A 16731-nucleotide genomic window follows, 5' to 3' on the forward strand; every position below is an offset into this window, starting at 1 on the left:
TATGAAGCAGAAAGTACTGAATAGGGGGTGGTGCGCAATTAAGGACAAAAACCGCCCTGTCCGTTAGGGCGCTTTTTATCCTTTTCGACCACCCCCCTTTCTTCTGTGTAGTTGGAGCGTAAGGGCATGAAACGCCCCTCGATGACCATTCGCGGTCGGCCAGTTACCCCGCAGCAGGTGCAGTCAGCGGTCAGCAAGGCCTCGACAGCCTGGCTCAGTGATTGTCGACCCAAGAAGGCTGCCAAGCGGAAGCGGCCCCATCGTGCCCTCACCCAAAAGGAGAAGGACGCGAAAGCGCTCGCCACTGCTGCGGCCAAGAAGACGCGGGATGACGAACGAGAGGCTCGCGAGCTCGACCGCTTGCTAGCGCGGATCGGCTACCTCAGCCGACGATCCCAGCAGGAGGCGGAAGCGATGCTCCGTGTGCGGGTGAGCTGGAAGAGCAGCGCTCAACCCAAGGTAACTGCGATCTGCCCACGCAACCTGTATTCGAGGATATCCCCGGAAGTAGCGGAGCGGACGAAAGCCGCACTTGCCCCTCGCTCCCGCATCGCAGCTGACGGCTTCAAGAACATTGTTCTGCGGAAGAACCCACGCGGATACGGCCGCAAGGAACAGGGCACCCGTGCCTACCAGCATGGTGAGGCGGCTGACCTGGCCAGATATATCCTGAGGGAAGACGCGCTCGAAGTCGGGATCGTCAACCGCTTCAGCAACATTCTGGAATTCGACGGACCCAACGCGCTGTATGAAACGGACTCGTTTTCGGTGGACGATCGCCGCTGTGCCCAGATCGTGGCCTTCTGGAACGCGCTTGAGGCATTCGAGGCAAAGGCTGATGCAGACGGCAACGTCTACAGCCACCTGATCCTGGCGATGCCGCATGAGCTCAGCCCGGAAGGTAGGGCGAATGCGCTGGAGGATCTCTGCTTCCGGCTGGATGCCCTTCATCTCCCGTTTGTCGCCAGCCTGCACAAGCCTGATCCCGAGGGAGATATCCGGAACTTCCATGCACATATCATCATGTCGCCCCGACCATTCGCCATTGAAGGGCCGTTCGCCTGGAGTTTTGAGGCGGGCAAGGCGACGGAGCTCAACCTTCGGGCAGGATATGACTGGCTGCGTGAGCAGGCTGCAGCCGCGTTCAATCAGGCACTAGAGCGGGAAGGAAACGCGCTGCGCTATAGTGGGACCTCTCAGGCCAAGCGGGGAGTCCCATCGACCGGAGAGACTCACGACGGCCCGGCGAAGACCGCCCGCAAGCGGCAACATGAGGAAGACGAGGCCGAACGGAAGCGGCTGATCGACCAGCTCGCCGCGCACGTTTCCGCAGTTATGGACCGGCAGACCTCGCTGGGAGTTCAGATACAGCAAGCTTTGCAGCCGCCCGTGCCGAGCGGGCCCCAGCCTGCCATTTCTCCAGCGCTCACGGCGCTTCGTGAGAAGTATCCGGATCCGCTCAAGCTCTCGGGGCTGTCGGCTCTCGACTTCACAACCTTCACCTACGCTGACCACGCCAGCGACGACTGGTTCGGACCGGCGTACAATCTTGCCGCTGAGCTACGTCGAGGAAATTGGGAGTTGGTGCGCGATAACGGGGGCCAGCCCGAGCTCGCGATCGAGGAACTCGAAGACTACCGGGGGCTGCTCGAAGCCACGGCACTGCCCGACATCGTCGATGAGGCCCTTCGTGAAGCCCACCGGCGCATGGTGGCAGAACGTGAGTGGGTGCGACGGGTCCGACGGGACAAGGAGCGGATTCGAAAGGAGACGGTGACGTGGCTTCGCGGCGCGCCAGTGCTGCTGTTCGATCGCGACGCGAATGTCCTCCCCGAATTTCGGGGCCGCTTCCCCAAGCACGTGATGGCGCTCGATGGCGTCCGGCATGCCATGGTCGACTGCCACATCGCGGCACTGGAGCTGCTGAGGCGCCCAGCGGCTGCCGCAACCAAGCGTGTCCCGGAAGTAGAAGCAACGCCATCGGAGCCCGGCCCCGCCTTGCCTCCTTTAGTGCCTTCAAGCCCGGCCGTCGACGATGGTACCGAATATGATCTGTTCGACACTGTTCGGCAGGGTGTGGTCAAGCTCCCTGGCAAGGACCGAGGTGGCAGATAGAAGTGTCGGTGGCCGAGACCACCGGCTAGATAGCCTATCTTGATTTAATGGTCCGCGCGTCGTGATGACCAGTTCGACCACTTCGTTCCCGGCAAGACACGAAAGTAGCAAGCAACCCGGTCGCAAACGGAGCGCGCGGCATGCTCTAGCTGAACTTCCTCCACAGCTTCGGGAGGAAGAATGTTCGCCCCTTTTCAGCCGGACCACCGGATCAGGTCAGTACTCGCGCAATTCGGATTGGACGAGGAAGCACCGATCACACCGCTCCCTGATCTCAAGCGTGAGATCCATCAGTACGGCAAGCGCCGCTGTGACAAGGAAGCGAGCCGCGACAACCTCATCTACTATCTCGGGTTCGCCTTCGCGGTGAACGAAGCTCTCGACGTCGACAGTCTGGCCCTGACTGGACTCCTGTCTATCCCGAGGGAAGGCTTCACTTCGATTTTTGAGAATTCAGACAGTCTCGACGAGGTGAGCGACAGGCTCGTCGACGCTCTTCGCTATGCGCTCTCCCAACCGTCGGTCCTCGAGTGGGCTCGAGCAAAGGGCGTATGGCTGCAGTGGAAGCGCCTGGAGGTGGTCTATCGCAAGGAGATCGTCGACTTCCGGAACTCGGACGCGTTTGACCGCCCCGGGTGGCGCGAAAGGTCGATCAGCAAGGCCCAGCGCTACATGATCGGCGAAATCGTCCGTATGCTCGGGGTTGCGAAGCCGAGGCTCGCCACGCGTGGCGAGGCGTTCAACTTCATCGCCAATCATGGCGGCAATCCGCGCTTTCTCTTGGAGCCGCCCGTGCCTGCCAACTTTTGGGAGGCCTGACCCATGACGCTCCACGATTTCCTGTCGCAGGCGCTGGCCGCGCTCGACCTGCTGGCCGAGGTGCAACGGCTGCAGGCGAGCATGGGTGCCCAGGTCGACGCATTGCGAACTGCCGACAGCTCGAGCCCATCCTGGGCACAAGATCTTGGGCAGGTACGGCAGGATTACGAGGAGGTCAGCGGCAAGCTCGTGATCCTGTCAGAGTTCATCACCGTATTTTCCGTCCATCGCGAAAAGCTTGACAAACCGTGATCGGCTCCCATCTTTCTAGCCGACTTGGGACTCCTCAATAGGTTCATTCGAGAACCGTATTGCAGGGGAGTATTCAAGTGTTTCAGTACAATCTCGACGCCTTCGAAGCCGTGCAGGATGCCTGGGCTGGCGAGATTCTCGGCGCTGCTGCGGTGGTTGCGGCACCCACACCTGCCGCCAGCGAGCCGCTGCTGGCAGGCACCAGCTTGGTCAGCGTGGCGCGAGCGCTCTTGTGCCAGGACTTTCACAATGCCTTGCTAGGGCTCCCCGAGGCTGAGCAGAGCGGACGCGCGCTGCTCGGATCCACCGACTTCTGTGATGTAAAGAACTTCCACCTCTGGTGTCCCCGCGTGAGGTTCCTTGCCGTACCGGAGAGCGCTCCTGCCATGGCCGAGCGGATCAACTGGATGTGGCATGCAGGTTCGCTGCGGACCGATGCCGACCCATTCAACCGCTCCACCGAGGCGATCGACATCATGATCGGGCAGGTGGCCGCGGGCGGGGAGTTCGATCCGGAAACGCTAGCACAAGACCTCTTCGACCTTGGTACGGACCACGCCGAAGTCGTCGAAGCACTCTTCGGGGGCGACCTCGACGATGTGCCTGACCTCATCGACGTGGCCGAGGTGGGGCGTGACGAAGCGCGGGACCTGGTCCAAGTAGCTGCCCGGATGTACGTCTGCTGGAGCGGCTTCGAAGGCCAGCGAGAAGCCTGCCATGGCTGGCGGCAGAAGCACGTGCCGCTGGACGGCGTGTGGAACCAGTCGGGCATCAAGCCGTGGACGATCGGGCAGCTCTTCCGAGCTCAGCTGCAGCAGCGCGAATTCGCCTACAAGATGAAGCACCTCTACGAGGACAATCTCGCCAGCAAGACCATCAAAGTAGCTGACGGGCGAACCATCAACGGAATCGAGCGTCAGCTGCGGGAAGTTGGTCTCGGCCTCATCAATCGCGAGAGCGAGAAGGAAATCATCGAAAAGTTCGGGGCGGGCCGGGTTGCCACCCTTGTCGCGGAGCTGGAGCAAAGGAGCGCTGCCGCCGACGCTTATGTGCGATGCTATGAAGCCGATCTCAAGGGCTCCAACGGGAAGAGTAGAGCCGGCCAGGATGCCGATGCTCTGCTAGCGCGGATCTCCTGTGTCGACCGCCTGGCCATCGTCGTCGCCCGCACCTGCCACTTGGCGGAGCTCGCTCGGAAGGCCGAGACCAGCGATGATCTCCGCGTGATGCTCGACGCGCACCTGCCAGACATACTCCGCCCACTGGAGGAGAAGCATGAGTCGCCGGAGAAGTTTCGCATGCGGCAGCTCTTCCATGTATTTCGCGTCGAGTTCCTTCGGGACGGCGAGCATTGGTCGAAGGCAGAGAAGAAGCGGCCTCGACACAAGCGCGGGCTGCCAGCTTTGGAGTTGACCAAGGCAGAGCGCCAGCGCGGTCACGAGATCTTCAATCGGTGCTGGTGGGAGCTCCAAGAGCAGCCCTCGAACTGGCGCTTTCTCTCGCCGTTCGGTTGGTCGTGCGACGGACGCCCGCGCGTTCGCTTCAGCGCACCCCGGTGAAGCCGGGATCGGATGAAGGTCGCTGTTCAGCGGCCTTCATCTGGTCTCAAGTACATCCTCCTAGGGCTAGGCGTATGTGATCAAGCCGCGTCAGCTATGCGCCCATAGCAGTCGCTTAGAGCCGCCAGCGGGCGACCTTGAAGCGGACATCCATTCAGCTGTGGACCAATGACGGGCGCTGTTCTTCTGCAGCGAGGGGAGATCAGGCTCAGAACGCAAGAACGTCCTGTTGAAAGGACTCACCGGAACGAAAAACATTTTGAATCGCACGGATCTGCGAATTGCCGTGCTCGACCTTGAAGCATCGGCGCTGGGCTTCGGAAGCTATCCCGTGGAAGTAGGAGTCGCGCTGATCCAGCCAGCTGGGCATCCGATCCGCACCTGGTCAGCGATGATCCGGCCAACGGAGGCATGGCTCAGCAACGGCCTGTGGTCACCGGCATCAGCCGGAGTTCACGGCATCTCGCTCGAGACGCTCGGTCAGCAGGGGTATGCGGTGGAACACGTCTGCGACTGGCTGAACAATCTTCTTGGGTCGAAAACGATCGTGGCCACGGATGCACCGAGGTATGATCAGGATTGGCTCGACACGCTCTTCAAGGCAGCGAGTCGAGAACAGCGCTTCACCCTGTATGACTTCGAAATGCTGACGGGCGGCTTGGGCCCCGATCAGTACCGGCAGCTCGTCTACCTGCTCGAGCGCGACCAGGTCCCGCACCGGGCCGGTCCGGATGCACTGCGGCTCGCCTCCAAGCTGATGGAAGCACATCGCGGATACCCGCCCCGGTCGGAGCCTCTGGAGCATCCGCCAGGCGGCGGTCCATTAGCTAAGTAGCTTATGTCCGCTTTCGACCCATTGCGGACATTCTCTGCCCGCCGAGCGTCGTCGTCATTGTCGACCTGACGTAAGAGCAATGCCGCGCTGCCGCGCTGCAGACACGTAGGCAACGGCCATGCGTCGAAGCTCCACGTGATGGCGGGCGCATTCGCGCTGGTAACTCAGCTTCAGCTGCAAATCTCCGAGCCGGAATACGTCATCGCAATGGGGGAGAGGCACGCTCTCGACGCGACTACAGGTAAGCAAGTGGCTGGGCTGTCCTGCTGGGCCACCCCCATCAGTGCAAACTCCTTCGTCGTTCGTCTGATCGGGATGATATCGCAGGCAATCCAGCTGGACCCAGCGATAAGATTGTGCAGGGCGGATCAGCGAGCTGGTTGGCCCAAGCGCAACCAAGTCAATCAAACGGTGCCAGCGCTTCTCCGCCGTTTCACTCGGATCGGGTTCGTCCACAAACAGCCGCGCGTGGAGATAAGGCGTGTACTCATCGAGGCCGCTGCTGCGTGCGTTGCAGTCACCAAACGACGCCTCTTCAAGAGGCATCAACAGCGACACTGCACCAGGGCTGACCGAAGGAATGCCGCCGCCCTCGATTTGAGCGACAACGAAGCAGTGCGTGTTGCCTCCGAAAGCCGCGCAGTCAGTGCTTTCTTTCGCTTGAGCGGAAGAAGGCGTGGGTACATCGGGAAGAGATGCGCAGCTCGCCAGCATCGAGAAGGCGATCGGGAAAACAAGGCGTCGCATCATGACGTTGTTGCAAGCATCATACGCACGCGCCAACTCTTTTTGACTCTGGAGCGCGCCTTCAATGTCCGCTTTCTACCCTTTATGACCGCACTGGGTGGAAGGGGACATTAGAGGTACGTCGTTCCCCTGAGTTGTCGGTGGTGATACAGTTTGGACCGGAGACTAGGTAACGGGGGCTTTGCCATGGCGACTCTTGCCGGGAGTCAGAGTGTAGCGGAGCGCAGGCCGGACGTTCTGTCCGGATCTCCGCGGGCGCACGCCGTCGATAGATGGATCTTCGTGTTCATGGCCGCGTGGTTCATTGCCATTGTGCTGGCCGGGTTCATCCCGGACTCCTTGGTGAAGATCGGCATGGTGGAAGCGGGAGCCAGGCCACCTTTCCCGCCTGTGCTGCACATACATGCAGTACTCATGGGCTCGTTCATGCTGCTGCTCCTAGGTCAGACTTGGCTGATGGCGACTGACCGAAGCGCTCTGCACATGCGCCTCGGGGTCGCATCCCTAATCGTCGCCCCGCTACTCGTGATTGTGGGCTTCATCCTTGTGCCGACCATGTACCATCAGGTCTGGCAGGGAGCGCAGAACGCCCCATCGGAGATGCGCGAGAAACTGCAGGGCATCGTGCGGATGGTTGAGAACATAATGCTGCTGCAAATCAGGGTTGGTATACTATTTCCGCTGTTCCTCGGCATCGCAATCATGGCGCGCGGGCGCAACTCCGGAACTCACAAAAGGATGATGTTCTTAGCCACGGCCATGGCACTGCCGGCAGGCATCGACCGGATACCGTGGCTGCCTCACACGATGCCCGCTAGTCCGTTGTCCGTCGACCTTTACACTCTAGCGGCAATCTCGCCGATGCTCATCTGGGATGTGGTGCGAAACCGAAGCGTGCACCGTGCCTACTGGATTGCTCTTGCTTTCTACGTACCGTTTGCGGTTGCGATCCATGCCTTGTGGGACACCCAATGGTGGCACCAGACTGCGCGACAGATCATGGGTGTCGGATAGACGTCCCGACACGATCTCGTGTCCGTTTCCGGTCGAAAGCGGACGTGCGGCGGGCAGGTCTGCTTTGGGTCGATTCCGGACATTAGCGGCTCAGCTGAACGGGGGTCCCTTTCGAGCTCTAGGCCCGATTACCGAACCTGCCGCACGGGCCATGAGTTATTCGCTAAGCGGCGCTGGTGCTCAATTCTGCTGAAACCCCTCGCACGCAATGCCGTCGTTGTCGGCATACAGCTGGGTGCGATAGCCAGGCGAGCCGCGAGCAATGGGCGCTGCGCCTGCCGAGCGCGCCCAAGAGCAGCTTGGATAATAGGTCGGCAGCATTGCCCGCAGCGCGGTCCAGTTCGTAAGCATCATCCCGAGTACGAAAACACTGAGCGATATGGAAGCGAGCATTCCGGCGGAGCGTAACGCTCGCTTTCGGCGCTCCCGGCGCTGTTCTGCACGCCAGTAGGGGCCGAGCTTAACCGGCTGTGCTTGGAATGGCTTTCCAAAGCTCATGAAGGAAAGATACCCACCGATCTGAGATGTCCGCAATGGGTCGATGCCTCGCTAGAACGGGCGGTCCGCTAGCGGCCAGGTGCAGGCGTTCGGTGGCCGAGGGAAGACAAGGATCAATGAAGAAGGGGCAAGGAGTTGCTCCGCCCGAGCGGATGAAAAGAAGTCCGGGTCGAGGAGCGATTCATTGAAGAGGATACGCCCTTGTTTTCCGTTAACAATCCCAAGGTCGCGCCAGCGATCTGTGATTTAATCGCTACTACCTTCGTCCACAGCGGGAAGGCCTGATCCATGGTCGACTATAAGGCTGACCGGACAAAGGTGCCGGTCGACGTTGCCGGCGGCATCATCGAAGGTGAGTTCAACGGCAAGGTCAACCGCACCGATGAGGTAATCGGGCGCCGGATCATGCTTCACGACGGTCGATCAAGCTGCCAGCGAAATGAAACGCTGATCCCACCCCTCGCTACCGACATGCTGCGAGACCTCGACATGCTGGTCCGGCGCTATGAGGAGCAGCGCCTGCCGAACGTCCGGGATTTGATGATCCTGTTCACCGTGCGGTTCAAGGCTGGCGGCACCTTCCATGCGCAGTTCGAGGCAGCCCGCTCGTTCGCCTGGGCCAAGCTCTGCGTGGAGCGGCGCCTGCCGGTGGTTGTCGTTCAGCATCAGCCCGGGCTTAGCGGGTACGCGGAAGGCAAGCCGCACTGCCACCTGCTGATCTTCGCCCGCGAGCTCCACGACAGCAACTTTCTGGGATTCACCCCGCTGCTGAAGACCTCGCCCAAGGCCGTCCTCGCGGCCGAATGGGCCGCCTGGCTCGACCAGGTCGCCTGAATCACAGCCATTCGCCGCCACTCTCCTCGCCGGCCCCGGCGAGGCGAGCCGGCGCGCGCACCCACAAGGAATACCAAGTGAAAACTGTTAGCATTGATATCGAGACCGTGCTGGACGAGGAGGCCGCTCAGCGCTGCGGCTTCGTTCCTGGAGACGAGTTCGCTCCTTTCCCGCTCCACCGGATTGTCTGCGCCAGTGCCTTTTCCGTCATCCGCAGCGCGCATGGTGAGCAATACTATGCGCTCGAGTGCTTCTCGCGCGGAGCCATGTCCGAGCGCGGCATCGTTATGGCCGTCGAGGCGGCCGTCGATGACGCCAACGTGGTGCTCACCTACAACGGCTACAGGTTCGACCTTTCGGTGCTGCTCGCCCGGGCCATGGTTCATGAGGTCCATGTGCCCCGCCTCATCGACCTGCAGAACCGGTCGAGAGTCGGTAAGCATGTCGACCTCTTGGATCAGCTGAAGCGGGACGCGGCGCCCGTCAGCCTTGCCCAGCTCTGCGCTCCCTTTGCCATCCCGGTGAAGCGGGACCCGTCCGCAACCGTCGCCGAACTGGCTGCTCGTGAAGACTGGCTTGGCCTCGAAGAATACTGCGAGACCGATGTGGTGGGCTGCTGGCTCGCCAGCCTCTTCTGGACCAAGGTTCAGGAGCCGGGCTTCGCCCGGGCAGCCTGGCGAAACTTCGCAGTCTGGGCGGCCGATAACGCCACCGAGCATCCAAGCCTCGCCGCGTTCACCACGGTCCCGGAACCGCCTCGCCAAGATTACCCGGCGCGTGGGCTCGACGACTTCGACTTCTAGCCTGCAGCGGCGGCATCGGCTCGGTGCCGCCGCTCTCGCCTCGCTAGGTGAGACTGGAGGGAAAAAGCTCCTTGGCAATGACGCCCGGAGGAAAAATGATGAAGTCAGGTTCTCACGACGCCACACTCAGCAACTGGATCATCTGCGAGCTGTCGGATGGCCGACGTTTTGTCGCCGGCAAGGTGTCCGGCGATCGCAAGGGGCGCTTCCGGGAAGGCGCCTACATCACTACTTCGCTCCTCGTCAGCCCGATCGAGGCGATCGCCGACGGAGAGATCATCGAGACGCTCAACAGCCGTTACCTGCTCACCGAGCGCAACAAGGCTGATGACGAGATCTTCGCCAAGCTGGATGCCTGGCTGGCGCAGCAGCCGACACCGCCTACACTGTTCGACGTTCTGGCCGTGCGCGATATCGACCTGCTGAACGCCTTTGTCCTTCGAGGCTTCCGGGCAGCGGCCGCCGAGGCAGCGTGGCGCAGCAAGAAGGCCGACTGACAGGCAGGCGCGGACCCTAGCCAAAGCGGCGTCCGCGCCGACCCCGAAAGTAGCAAGCAACCCGGTCGCAAAGGACCGAGCGCGAGCATGACATGGAGCGGGCATGTCGTTCCATTCGCCCATCGATGTCCAGAAAGCAGGAGGCCGAAACGCTGGTTCCAGGCGCATCCGCTGCGACCTGCCGAGCGAGCTTCCGGTCTCAACCGAAGAAGTCGACCTGCTCCTAGCATGGCTGGGCGACGTTGTCTCAGACCTTCTTGGGTCTGCCGGCAGCGGGAACGACAACGCACACGGAAGAAAGGATTCAAAATGAAGTACCAAGGACTTCGCGTTGCCGCTTACGCCCGCTCCAGCACCGACGCGCCGCATCGTCTTACCGAGGAGCTGCGGCAGTTGGCCCGCATTCGGGCCTTCTGCGCGACGAACAAGATGACGATCGTCTCCTCCGCCATCGAGGGCGCGAAGAACGCCATCGGAGCGGGCGACGGTCAGCGTGACTTCGATGAGCTGCTCGATCGCGCCTGCTCCGCAGGGCGCCCGTTCGATGCCATCGTGGTCGCTTCGGCTTCCCGCGTCGCCCGCCGCGTTGGCGAGTTCGAGAGCTACGCGGACCGGCTGAGCGCCGCCGGCGTCCAGCTGATCGCGGTCGACAACGGCGCCGCCAACCTCCAGGGCCAGGAGGCTTAAATGAAGGCTCCCCTCAAGGTCGCCGGCTACGTGCATCCGCCGCTGGAGCTGCAGTACGCCCGGTCCATCGTGCCCGAACAGATCGCCCGGATCCGAGCCTACTGCCGGCAACGGGGCTTTGCCCATGTGATCACGATCGTCGAGACCGCGTACGACGGGCAGCGGCACTATGGCCGGTTGGTGGAGCTGGTAACCGCCGCTTGCCGGCCCGAGCGCCCGTACGACCTCCTGGTCGTTCCTTGGTGGTCGCACGTCACCCAGGCTGGCCCCGCGCTCGAACGGATCGAAGCCATGCTCCTAGGTGCTGGCTTGACCCTCGTGGCGATTAGCGATCGTTCTCAGCCGAAGCATGATGTTCTGGTCGGAGGAAAGAAGCGGTGAAGCTTCGAGCATGCGGCTACGTGCGGGTCAGCACCGATGATCAGGCCCAGCACGGAATCAGCCTTCCCAGTCAGATCTCGAAGATCGAGGAGTTCTGCGCGGCTCGGGGCTGGGAGCTGGTCGAGGTGCTGCAGGAGCCCGGCATGTCCGGCAAGGACGAGGGCCGGCCGGTCTTCCGCAAGATGATGAGCCTCGCGCAGAGCGCCCTGCGTCCATTCGACGTGATCGTCGTTTTCGCTCTCAGCCGGTTCGCGCGTAAACTGTCGCTGCAAACGAACTCCTTCGACCAGCTTCAGGCAGTCGGCGTCGGGCTCGCCTCCGTGACAGAGACGTTCGGCAAGGGTCCGAACGGGAACCTGATGCGATCGATGGTCGGCGCCTTCAACCAGCACGTGTCGGACCAGTCGTCGGTCAACACGATCCGGACCATGAACGAGAATGCGGCGCAGGGCTTCTGGAATGGCGGCCCCATCCCATTCGGCTACCAGTCGATCACGGTCGAGCGGCGAAAGGATAAGGAGAAGAAGAAGCTCGCCATCCGAGAGGATGAGGCAGAGGTCGTCCGCCAGTCGTTCCGCCTCGCCCGCTACGGCGACGGAAAGGGTCCTTTGGGCGCTAGGGGCATCGCTCAGTGGCTCAACTCGCGGGGCTACACGCTGCGTGGCGCCCGTTTCAAGAACTCGAACGTGGCCGGTATCCTCAGCCGCACCCATTATGTTGGCTACTACCTCGACGGGAAGAAGAACGAGTTCAAGGAGCCGTTGCCCGAGGACCAGTGGATCACGGTGCCGTGCCCGGCGATCATCAGCGAAGAAGAGTTCCTTGAGGTCGCTGCCCTTCGCGCGAAGCGGTCGCCCAGGGTCACGCCGCCTCGGGTGACGAACGGCACCACCTTGCTTCCTGCCACCATCGCCAAGTGTGGTCAGCCGGGATGCGGCGCCGGGTTGACGGTGCGCACCGGCAAGAGCGGCGCCTATCACTACTACTGCTGCAGCGCCCGCGTGAACGAGGGCGCTACCGCGTGCAACCTCCCTTCCACCCAGCGGGATGAACTTGAAGGTGCCGTGATCGGCGCCCTGCAGGAACGGCTCTTCGCTCCTTCAAGGCTCCCCGTGCTTCTTTCCCATCTGCTGGATCGCTCTGCTGATGCTGACAAGCGGCGACGCAAGGATTTGGGGCTGGCGCGCTCTGAACTGACCAGCGTGTCCAGAGCGATCACAAACCTCATGATATTGGTCGAGCGTGAGGTCTCCCGCCTTGATGAGCCCGAGTTCGCAGAGCGCATGGCTCACAACCGGGCTCGCAAGAGCGTGCTCGAGGCCGACGTGAAGGCGCTGGAAGCTCAGCTCGCCAAGGCGAAGGTGCGCATTACCAAGGAAATGATCGAGACCTTCGGCGAACGGATGAGAACGGCCCTCCGAGACGGCGATCGTCAATTCCGGTCCGCCTACGTGCGCCTGTTCGTGGACCAGGTGACCGTCACACCTGAGGAGATCGTCATTTCGGGGAGTAAGGCAGCGCTTGAGCGGACCCTCGTCAAAGTAGGCGATCCCGCTCGCGAGCCGGTGCCCATCTTTGACCGGGAGTGGTGCCGCTTACAGGACTCGAACCTGTGACCCCCTCATTACGAATGAGGTGCTCTACCAACTGAGCTAAAGCGGCTTGGCCGGGTGGAGCCCGGGCAGGCGAGGCGCGCCCTACCAACCCGGGGGGCCGCAAACAAGCCCTCGCCTGCCGCCGGTCCGCTCAGCAGCGCCAGCCACCGCCCGACCACCAGCGGCGGTCGCAATTGGCGTTGCTGCCGACCCAGCGGGGGAAGGCGCGGTCGGGGCGGTCGTGCCACCAGTCGTTGTAGCTGTCGGGTTCCCAGGTGCGGTTGTTGTAGAGCGCCCATTCGCCGCCGTACCAGCCGCCGGCAAAGACGTTGCACTCGACCGGTCGGCGGTCGCGGTGTCCCCCGCGTCCATCGTGGCGGCGGTCACGCCGGAGGTCGCAGTCGAAGCCGCGGCGGTCGCGTCCGAACACGGTGCCGCGGTCGTGGCCGGCTCCGCCGCGATGGACGGTGACGCCGGAGTTCGACCAGCTCTCCGCGGACGCGGCGGAGGGCACAGCGGCGGCAAGCACGGCGGCGGAGGCGAGGATCAGGGTTCGCATGTCGCGGCTCCTTGAAGGCCCGCTTTTGGGCGGAAGACGAACGCCCGGGCCAGACAGGTGTTGCGCCGCGTCGATGGACTAGGCGGCCAAGACGGCCCCTTAACCATCCGGTGACCCCTGACGATTACCGTCGCGCCATGAGCAACAGCATCGTCCTGCGCGCACTCGCCCCGTGGAAGTTCAAGCGCCACCAGGCGGCGCAGCGGATGGCAGCGCTCCGGAGCCGAGACGGCGACCATTGCTTCCGCTGCCGCCGACCACTGCGCTTCGACCTTCCCGCCGGGCATGACCGCGGAGCAAGGATCGAGACGATCACCCCCGGCGACGAAGGCTCACTCGATAATCTGTGCCTGACCCACGGCCGCTGCAACGCCAAGGCGGGCTGCGACACGACCGAGGTGCTGGAGCGCAGCCGGCTGAAGAACGAGGCCGCCTTGTTCGAACGGGCGCGGGAGCGGCGCCGGGCATGAGCGGAGCGCCGCGTTCGACGGCCCCGCTAACCGCTTGCTAACCCAAGCCCCTGTAGTCACCGGCCCATGGCACGACCGCTCCCCACGGCAAAGCAGACCGTCGACCTGGCGGCGCCCGTCCGGGTGTCGCGCATCCGCCGCGATCCGCCGCCGCCCGCCAAGACGCTGTCGCTCCACGACCGCAACGAGCGCGACAAGCGCAACGCGGTGATCGGCGTGGTGGCGTTCGCGCTAGCGCTGGCGATTATTGCGCTGGCCTCGGCCTCGGCCGCCGGTTGGTCGCCGAGCCAGCATTCGATCGTGATCCAAACCTGAAGGGTCCGCATCGCGGCCACGCGCATCGGTGAAGCAGCCGTCACGGAGTTAATCCGTGACGTCGGTCCTGTCACCCACAGGCGCAGGCGGGCCGGCCTGCGCCGGCTCTACGCGCTGATAATAAAAGACGACCTTGAGGGGCAGCTACTTCGATTATTCATCTTGGCTGACATCGGAGTAAAGGATCTTTTAGGTTGGCGGAGACCTTAGAGCGTCAAATCAGGCCGCATTTCTACTTGACAAACGTGCTTATGTTGAAGATCAGCGAAACTCTATTAAGACTTCAATAGAATAAAAAGGAAGCTTCCGCTCTGAGAAGTACGGTCGCGGAAACTATGATTGGTCGGTTGGGCACTCTCAAACCTAACGCCAAGGGTAGCTTCTTGACACGTGTAAAGCGGAGAGATTTGGCGCTCAGATTGAAAGTGCAGCAAAGGGACAAATACGACGGCACCACTCCAGAGTTGTAAATGTTATCCCGCTTGCTTCGGGTGGCGAGCAGGCGATGCGATCTTAGGAACTAAGTTTCGCATCGCCGGTGAGCCTAGGAGTGCCGCATACTACTCCGCCGCCACCCCGGCAGCCTCGAACAGGCCGCCCTCACCTTCACCCTCGTTCGCCGCATCGCCCGCGCCCGCCTTCGCCTTCTGCCGGCGGTCGAAGCTGTCCCAGACGCTGTTCCAGTCGCCCTTGGTCGCCGCCTTGGAATATTCCGTCGCGCGGGTTTCGAAGAAGTTGGCGTGCTCGACGCCGTTGAGCAGCGGGGCGAGCCAGGGGAGCGGGTGCTCGTCGACCATGTAGATCGGCTGGAAGCCGAGCTGGCCGAGGCGCCAGTCGGCGATGTAGCGGATGTACTTCTTGATCGCCTTGGGGGTCATGCCCTCGACCGGGCCCTGCTCGAACGCCAGGTCGATGAACGCGTCCTCCAGCCGGACGGTCTTCTGGCAGGTGTCGATGATGCTGTCCTTGACCGCGGGGGTCAGGCAGTCGCGTTCCTTGGTGAAGGCGTGGAACAGGCGAATGATGCCTTCGCAATGAAGGCTCTCGTCGCGGACCGACCAGCTGACGATCTGGCCCATGCCCTTCATCTTGTTGAAGCGCGGGAAGTTCATCAGCATGGCGAAGCTGGCGAACAGCTGCAGCCCCTCGGTGAAGCCGCCGAACATGGCCAGCGTCTTGGCGATGTCCTCGTCCGTGTCGACGCCGAAGGTGCTGAGATAGTCGTGCTTGTCCTTCATCTCCTTGTACTGGAGGAAGGCGCTATACTCGCTTTCGGGCATGCCGATGGTATCGAGCAGGTGGCTGTAGGCGGCGATGTGGACCGTTTCCATGTTGCTGAACGCGGTCAGCATCATCTTGATCTCGGTCGGCTTGAACACGCGGCCGTATTTTTCGTGGTAGCAGTCCTGCACCTCGACGTCGGCCTGGGTGAAGAAGCGGAAGATCTGGGTGAGGAGGTTGCGCTCGTGGTCGGAGAGCTTCTGCGCCCAGTCGCGGCAATCCTCGCCAAGCGGCACTTCCTCCGGCATCCAGTGGATCTGCTGCTGACGCTTCCAATATTCGAACGCCCAGGGGTATTCGAACGGCTTGTAGGCTTTGTTGGCTTGGAGGAGAGGCATCAGTTGGCTCCCGCGTTGGAAGTGGAGAAATCGTAAGGTTCGGTGGTGGTCCAGGCGATGGCGAAGCCGGCGAGGACCAGGCCGAAGGCGAGGACCATCATTCCGGCGATCAGCAGGCCGGTCGACTTGCGGGACTCGCCGGGGCGGCCGCGCAGGGCGGCAACCAGCATGCCGGCCCCGACCAGCGCGGCGAGGATGCCGACGACCAGGAAAGCGAGGGTGGCGCCGCTCACTCGCGGAACCCCAAAGCGAGGACCAAGAACAGGGCTCCGGCGGCAAGGAACAGCCAGCCGGAGGTGCGGGCGTTCTTCGCCTTCAACGCATCCTCGTGACGACGGGCGCGGCCGAGGTTGAGGATGGCGGCCAGAATCAGCAAGGCCGCAGCGAGCAGCTGGAGGGTCTGGGCGGTGGTCACCAGAACAGCTTTCCACCGCGGACCGCCTTGCCGCCGCCCGCCTTGACTAGGCGACCGCGGAGCATCTGCAGGTACATCCATAGTCCCGAGATGCTGAAGAAGATGAGGGTCAGGCCGCTCAGGATGGCGATGGCGGTGCCGATCGGCCCAAACGTCTCGCCGGAATGGAGATGGTGAAGCAGGCCAAGGTTCCACCCGCCGGGCGCGGGCTTGGGCCGGCAGTTCATGGTCTCGGGGCAGACGAAGCCGGCGGGCGCGGCGGCGAGCGCGACCTGGCGCGCGTCGTTCACCAGGCTGCCGACATGGCTCAGCACGCCGGTGACCGCGATCCACAGCATGAACAGGCCGAACAGGACCGACAGCCAGCGATGCCACTTGCGCATATTGAACGACTCCGAGGTTTGTTGCGATTCGTTCGCAACAACAGCAGTCGCGGTTCGTTCATGCAAGGAGGAAAAGCCGGTCATCGCGCCCGCTCGATCTCCGACGGGCTCGGGCGATAGTCGAGGCCGCCGAGCGCGTAGATGGCGAGGATCACGCCCACAGCGAGCAGGAGCACGCCGGACTGGCTGCCGTAGCTGGCATTCTCCGGATCGCGGGCGCGGCGGCGGTACTGCCAGACGCCGGCGGCGATGAGGAGGATGGCCGCGAGCAGCCTGAGGATGTCGGGGAGGGTCATGACGACAGACCCTCACCGTCCCGCTCCGCTGTGCCGAG

Annotated in this window: 22 protein-coding genes and 1 tRNA gene; 14 read left to right on the top strand and 9 right to left on the bottom strand. The window is 62.7% G+C overall.

What is annotated here, in order from left to right; all coding sequences use genetic code 11:
* The first annotated feature begins 126 nt into the window (after positions 1-126).
* The 5 genes from ACFQPG_RS00905 (at position 127) to ACFQPG_RS00925 (ending at position 5580) form a co-directional block, all read left to right on the top strand.
* Complete coding sequence (locus tag ACFQPG_RS00905; RefSeq protein ID WP_380809496.1) at positions 127-2115, top strand: MobA/MobL family protein; 1989 nt, start codon at positions 127-129, stop codon at positions 2113-2115.
* 180 nt (positions 2116-2295) lie between these two features.
* Entirely contained in the window at positions 2296-2934 is a 639-nt protein-coding gene (locus ACFQPG_RS00910) for a hypothetical protein (RefSeq protein ID WP_380809498.1), read from the top strand.
* 3 nt (positions 2935-2937) lie between these two features.
* Complete coding sequence (locus ACFQPG_RS00915) at positions 2938-3186, top strand: hypothetical protein (RefSeq protein ID WP_380809499.1); 249 nt, start codon at positions 2938-2940, stop codon at positions 3184-3186.
* 77 nt (positions 3187-3263) lie between these two features.
* Positions 3264-4745, top strand: a complete 1482-nt coding sequence (locus ACFQPG_RS00920; protein ID WP_380809501.1) for a hypothetical protein — start codon at positions 3264-3266, stop codon at positions 4743-4745.
* A 229-nt stretch (positions 4746-4974) separates the two neighbouring features.
* Positions 4975-5580, top strand: coding sequence for a hypothetical protein (locus tag ACFQPG_RS00925; RefSeq protein ID WP_380809503.1), 606 nt, complete (start codon positions 4975-4977; stop codon positions 5578-5580).
* 54 nt (positions 5581-5634) lie between these two features.
* Here the strand turns inward: ACFQPG_RS00925 and ACFQPG_RS00930 are convergent, their stop codons facing one another.
* The gene (locus ACFQPG_RS00930) at positions 5635-6330 is read right to left on the bottom strand and encodes a hypothetical protein (RefSeq protein ID WP_380809504.1); all 696 of its coding nucleotides are present in this window, start codon (positions 6328-6330) and stop codon (positions 5635-5637) included.
* A 183-nt stretch (positions 6331-6513) separates the two neighbouring features.
* On the opposite strand from ACFQPG_RS00930, the gene ACFQPG_RS00935 reads away from it, so the two are divergent.
* Positions 6514-7341 (top strand): hypothetical protein, encoded by an 828-nt coding sequence (locus ACFQPG_RS00935; RefSeq protein ID WP_380809506.1) that lies wholly within the window; start codon positions 6514-6516, stop codon positions 7339-7341.
* 180 nt (positions 7342-7521) lie between these two features.
* Here ACFQPG_RS00935 and ACFQPG_RS00940 read toward each other — a convergent pair whose 3' ends face one another.
* Positions 7522-7695: an excalibur calcium-binding domain-containing protein gene (locus ACFQPG_RS00940; RefSeq protein ID WP_380809508.1), complete on the bottom strand. Its 174-nt coding sequence runs from the start codon at positions 7693-7695 to the stop codon at positions 7522-7524.
* A gap of 432 nt (positions 7696-8127) precedes the next feature.
* Between ACFQPG_RS00940 and ACFQPG_RS00945 the strand changes: the two genes are divergently transcribed.
* The 6 genes from ACFQPG_RS00945 to ACFQPG_RS00970 all read left to right on the top strand — a co-directional run bounded on the left by ACFQPG_RS00945 (position 8128) and on the right by ACFQPG_RS00970 (position 12657).
* Positions 8128-8673 carry a hypothetical protein gene (locus tag ACFQPG_RS00945; protein WP_380809510.1) on the top strand — a complete coding sequence of 182 codons (546 nt, stop codon included), beginning with the start codon at positions 8128-8130 and terminating at the stop codon, positions 8671-8673.
* A gap of 77 nt (positions 8674-8750) precedes the next feature.
* Complete coding sequence (locus ACFQPG_RS00950; protein ID WP_380809511.1) at positions 8751-9476, top strand: ribonuclease H-like domain-containing protein; 726 nt, start codon at positions 8751-8753, stop codon at positions 9474-9476.
* 95 nt (positions 9477-9571) lie between these two features.
* Entirely contained in the window at positions 9572-9973 is a 402-nt protein-coding gene (locus ACFQPG_RS00955; RefSeq protein ID WP_380809513.1) for a hypothetical protein, read from the top strand.
* Positions 9974-10282: 309 nt separating this feature from the next.
* Complete coding sequence (locus ACFQPG_RS00960) at positions 10283-10660, top strand: recombinase family protein (protein WP_380809515.1); 378 nt, start codon at positions 10283-10285, stop codon at positions 10658-10660.
* On the top strand, positions 10661-11041 hold the full coding sequence (locus ACFQPG_RS00965; RefSeq protein ID WP_380809517.1) for a hypothetical protein: 381 nt from the start codon (positions 10661-10663) through the stop codon (positions 11039-11041).
* Complete coding sequence (locus tag ACFQPG_RS00970) at positions 11038-12657, top strand: recombinase family protein (RefSeq protein ID WP_380809519.1); 1620 nt, start codon at positions 11038-11040, stop codon at positions 12655-12657. Before ACFQPG_RS00965 ends, ACFQPG_RS00970 begins: the two co-directional genes overlap by 4 nt.
* Here ACFQPG_RS00970 and ACFQPG_RS00975 read toward each other — a convergent pair.
* Positions 12628-12703 (bottom strand) — tRNA-Thr (locus ACFQPG_RS00975). The two genes, ACFQPG_RS00970 and ACFQPG_RS00975, sit on opposite strands and share 30 nt — an antisense overlap.
* An 84-nt stretch (positions 12704-12787) precedes the next feature.
* Positions 12788-13195 (bottom strand): hypothetical protein, encoded by a 408-nt coding sequence (locus tag ACFQPG_RS00980; RefSeq protein ID WP_380809521.1) that lies wholly within the window; start codon positions 13193-13195, stop codon positions 12788-12790.
* 110 nt (positions 13196-13305) lie between these two features.
* Between ACFQPG_RS00980 and ACFQPG_RS00985 the strand changes: the two genes are divergently transcribed.
* Together ACFQPG_RS00985 and ACFQPG_RS00990 are read left to right on the top strand one after the other, a co-directional pair.
* Complete coding sequence (locus tag ACFQPG_RS00985) at positions 13306-13665, top strand: hypothetical protein (protein ID WP_380809523.1); 360 nt, start codon at positions 13306-13308, stop codon at positions 13663-13665.
* A gap of 66 nt (positions 13666-13731) precedes the next feature.
* On the top strand, positions 13732-13980 hold the full coding sequence (locus ACFQPG_RS00990) for a hypothetical protein (protein WP_380809524.1): 249 nt from the start codon (positions 13732-13734) through the stop codon (positions 13978-13980).
* Between the two features lie 560 nt (positions 13981-14540).
* Here ACFQPG_RS00990 and ACFQPG_RS00995 read toward each other — a convergent pair.
* The 5 genes from ACFQPG_RS00995 to ACFQPG_RS01015 form a co-directional block, all read right to left on the bottom strand.
* Positions 14541-15599: a ribonucleotide-diphosphate reductase subunit beta gene (locus ACFQPG_RS00995; protein ID WP_380809525.1), complete on the bottom strand. Its 1059-nt coding sequence runs from the start codon at positions 15597-15599 to the stop codon at positions 14541-14543.
* Positions 15599-15832 carry a hypothetical protein gene (locus ACFQPG_RS01000; protein WP_380809527.1) on the bottom strand — a complete coding sequence of 78 codons (234 nt, stop codon included), beginning with the start codon at positions 15830-15832 and terminating at the stop codon, positions 15599-15601. The genes ACFQPG_RS00995 and ACFQPG_RS01000 overlap by 1 nt, the downstream gene beginning before the upstream one ends.
* Entirely contained in the window at positions 15829-16014 is a 186-nt protein-coding gene (locus ACFQPG_RS01005; protein WP_380809528.1) for a hypothetical protein, read from the bottom strand. The genes ACFQPG_RS01000 and ACFQPG_RS01005 overlap by 4 nt, the downstream gene beginning before the upstream one ends.
* A complete protein-coding gene (locus ACFQPG_RS01010) occupies positions 16011-16397 on the bottom strand; it encodes a PepSY domain-containing protein (protein WP_380809530.1) in 387 nt (128 codons plus the stop codon). Before ACFQPG_RS01010 ends, ACFQPG_RS01005 begins: the two co-directional genes overlap by 4 nt.
* Before the next feature lie 80 nt (positions 16398-16477).
* Positions 16478-16693 carry a hypothetical protein gene (locus tag ACFQPG_RS01015; protein ID WP_380809532.1) on the bottom strand — a complete coding sequence of 72 codons (216 nt, stop codon included), beginning with the start codon at positions 16691-16693 and terminating at the stop codon, positions 16478-16480.
* Positions 16694-16731 lie beyond the last annotated feature (38 nt).

The organism is Sphingomonas sp. GCM10030256 (genome assembly GCF_042666415.1).
Lineage (GTDB): Bacteria > Pseudomonadota > Alphaproteobacteria > Sphingomonadales > Sphingomonadaceae > Sphingomicrobium.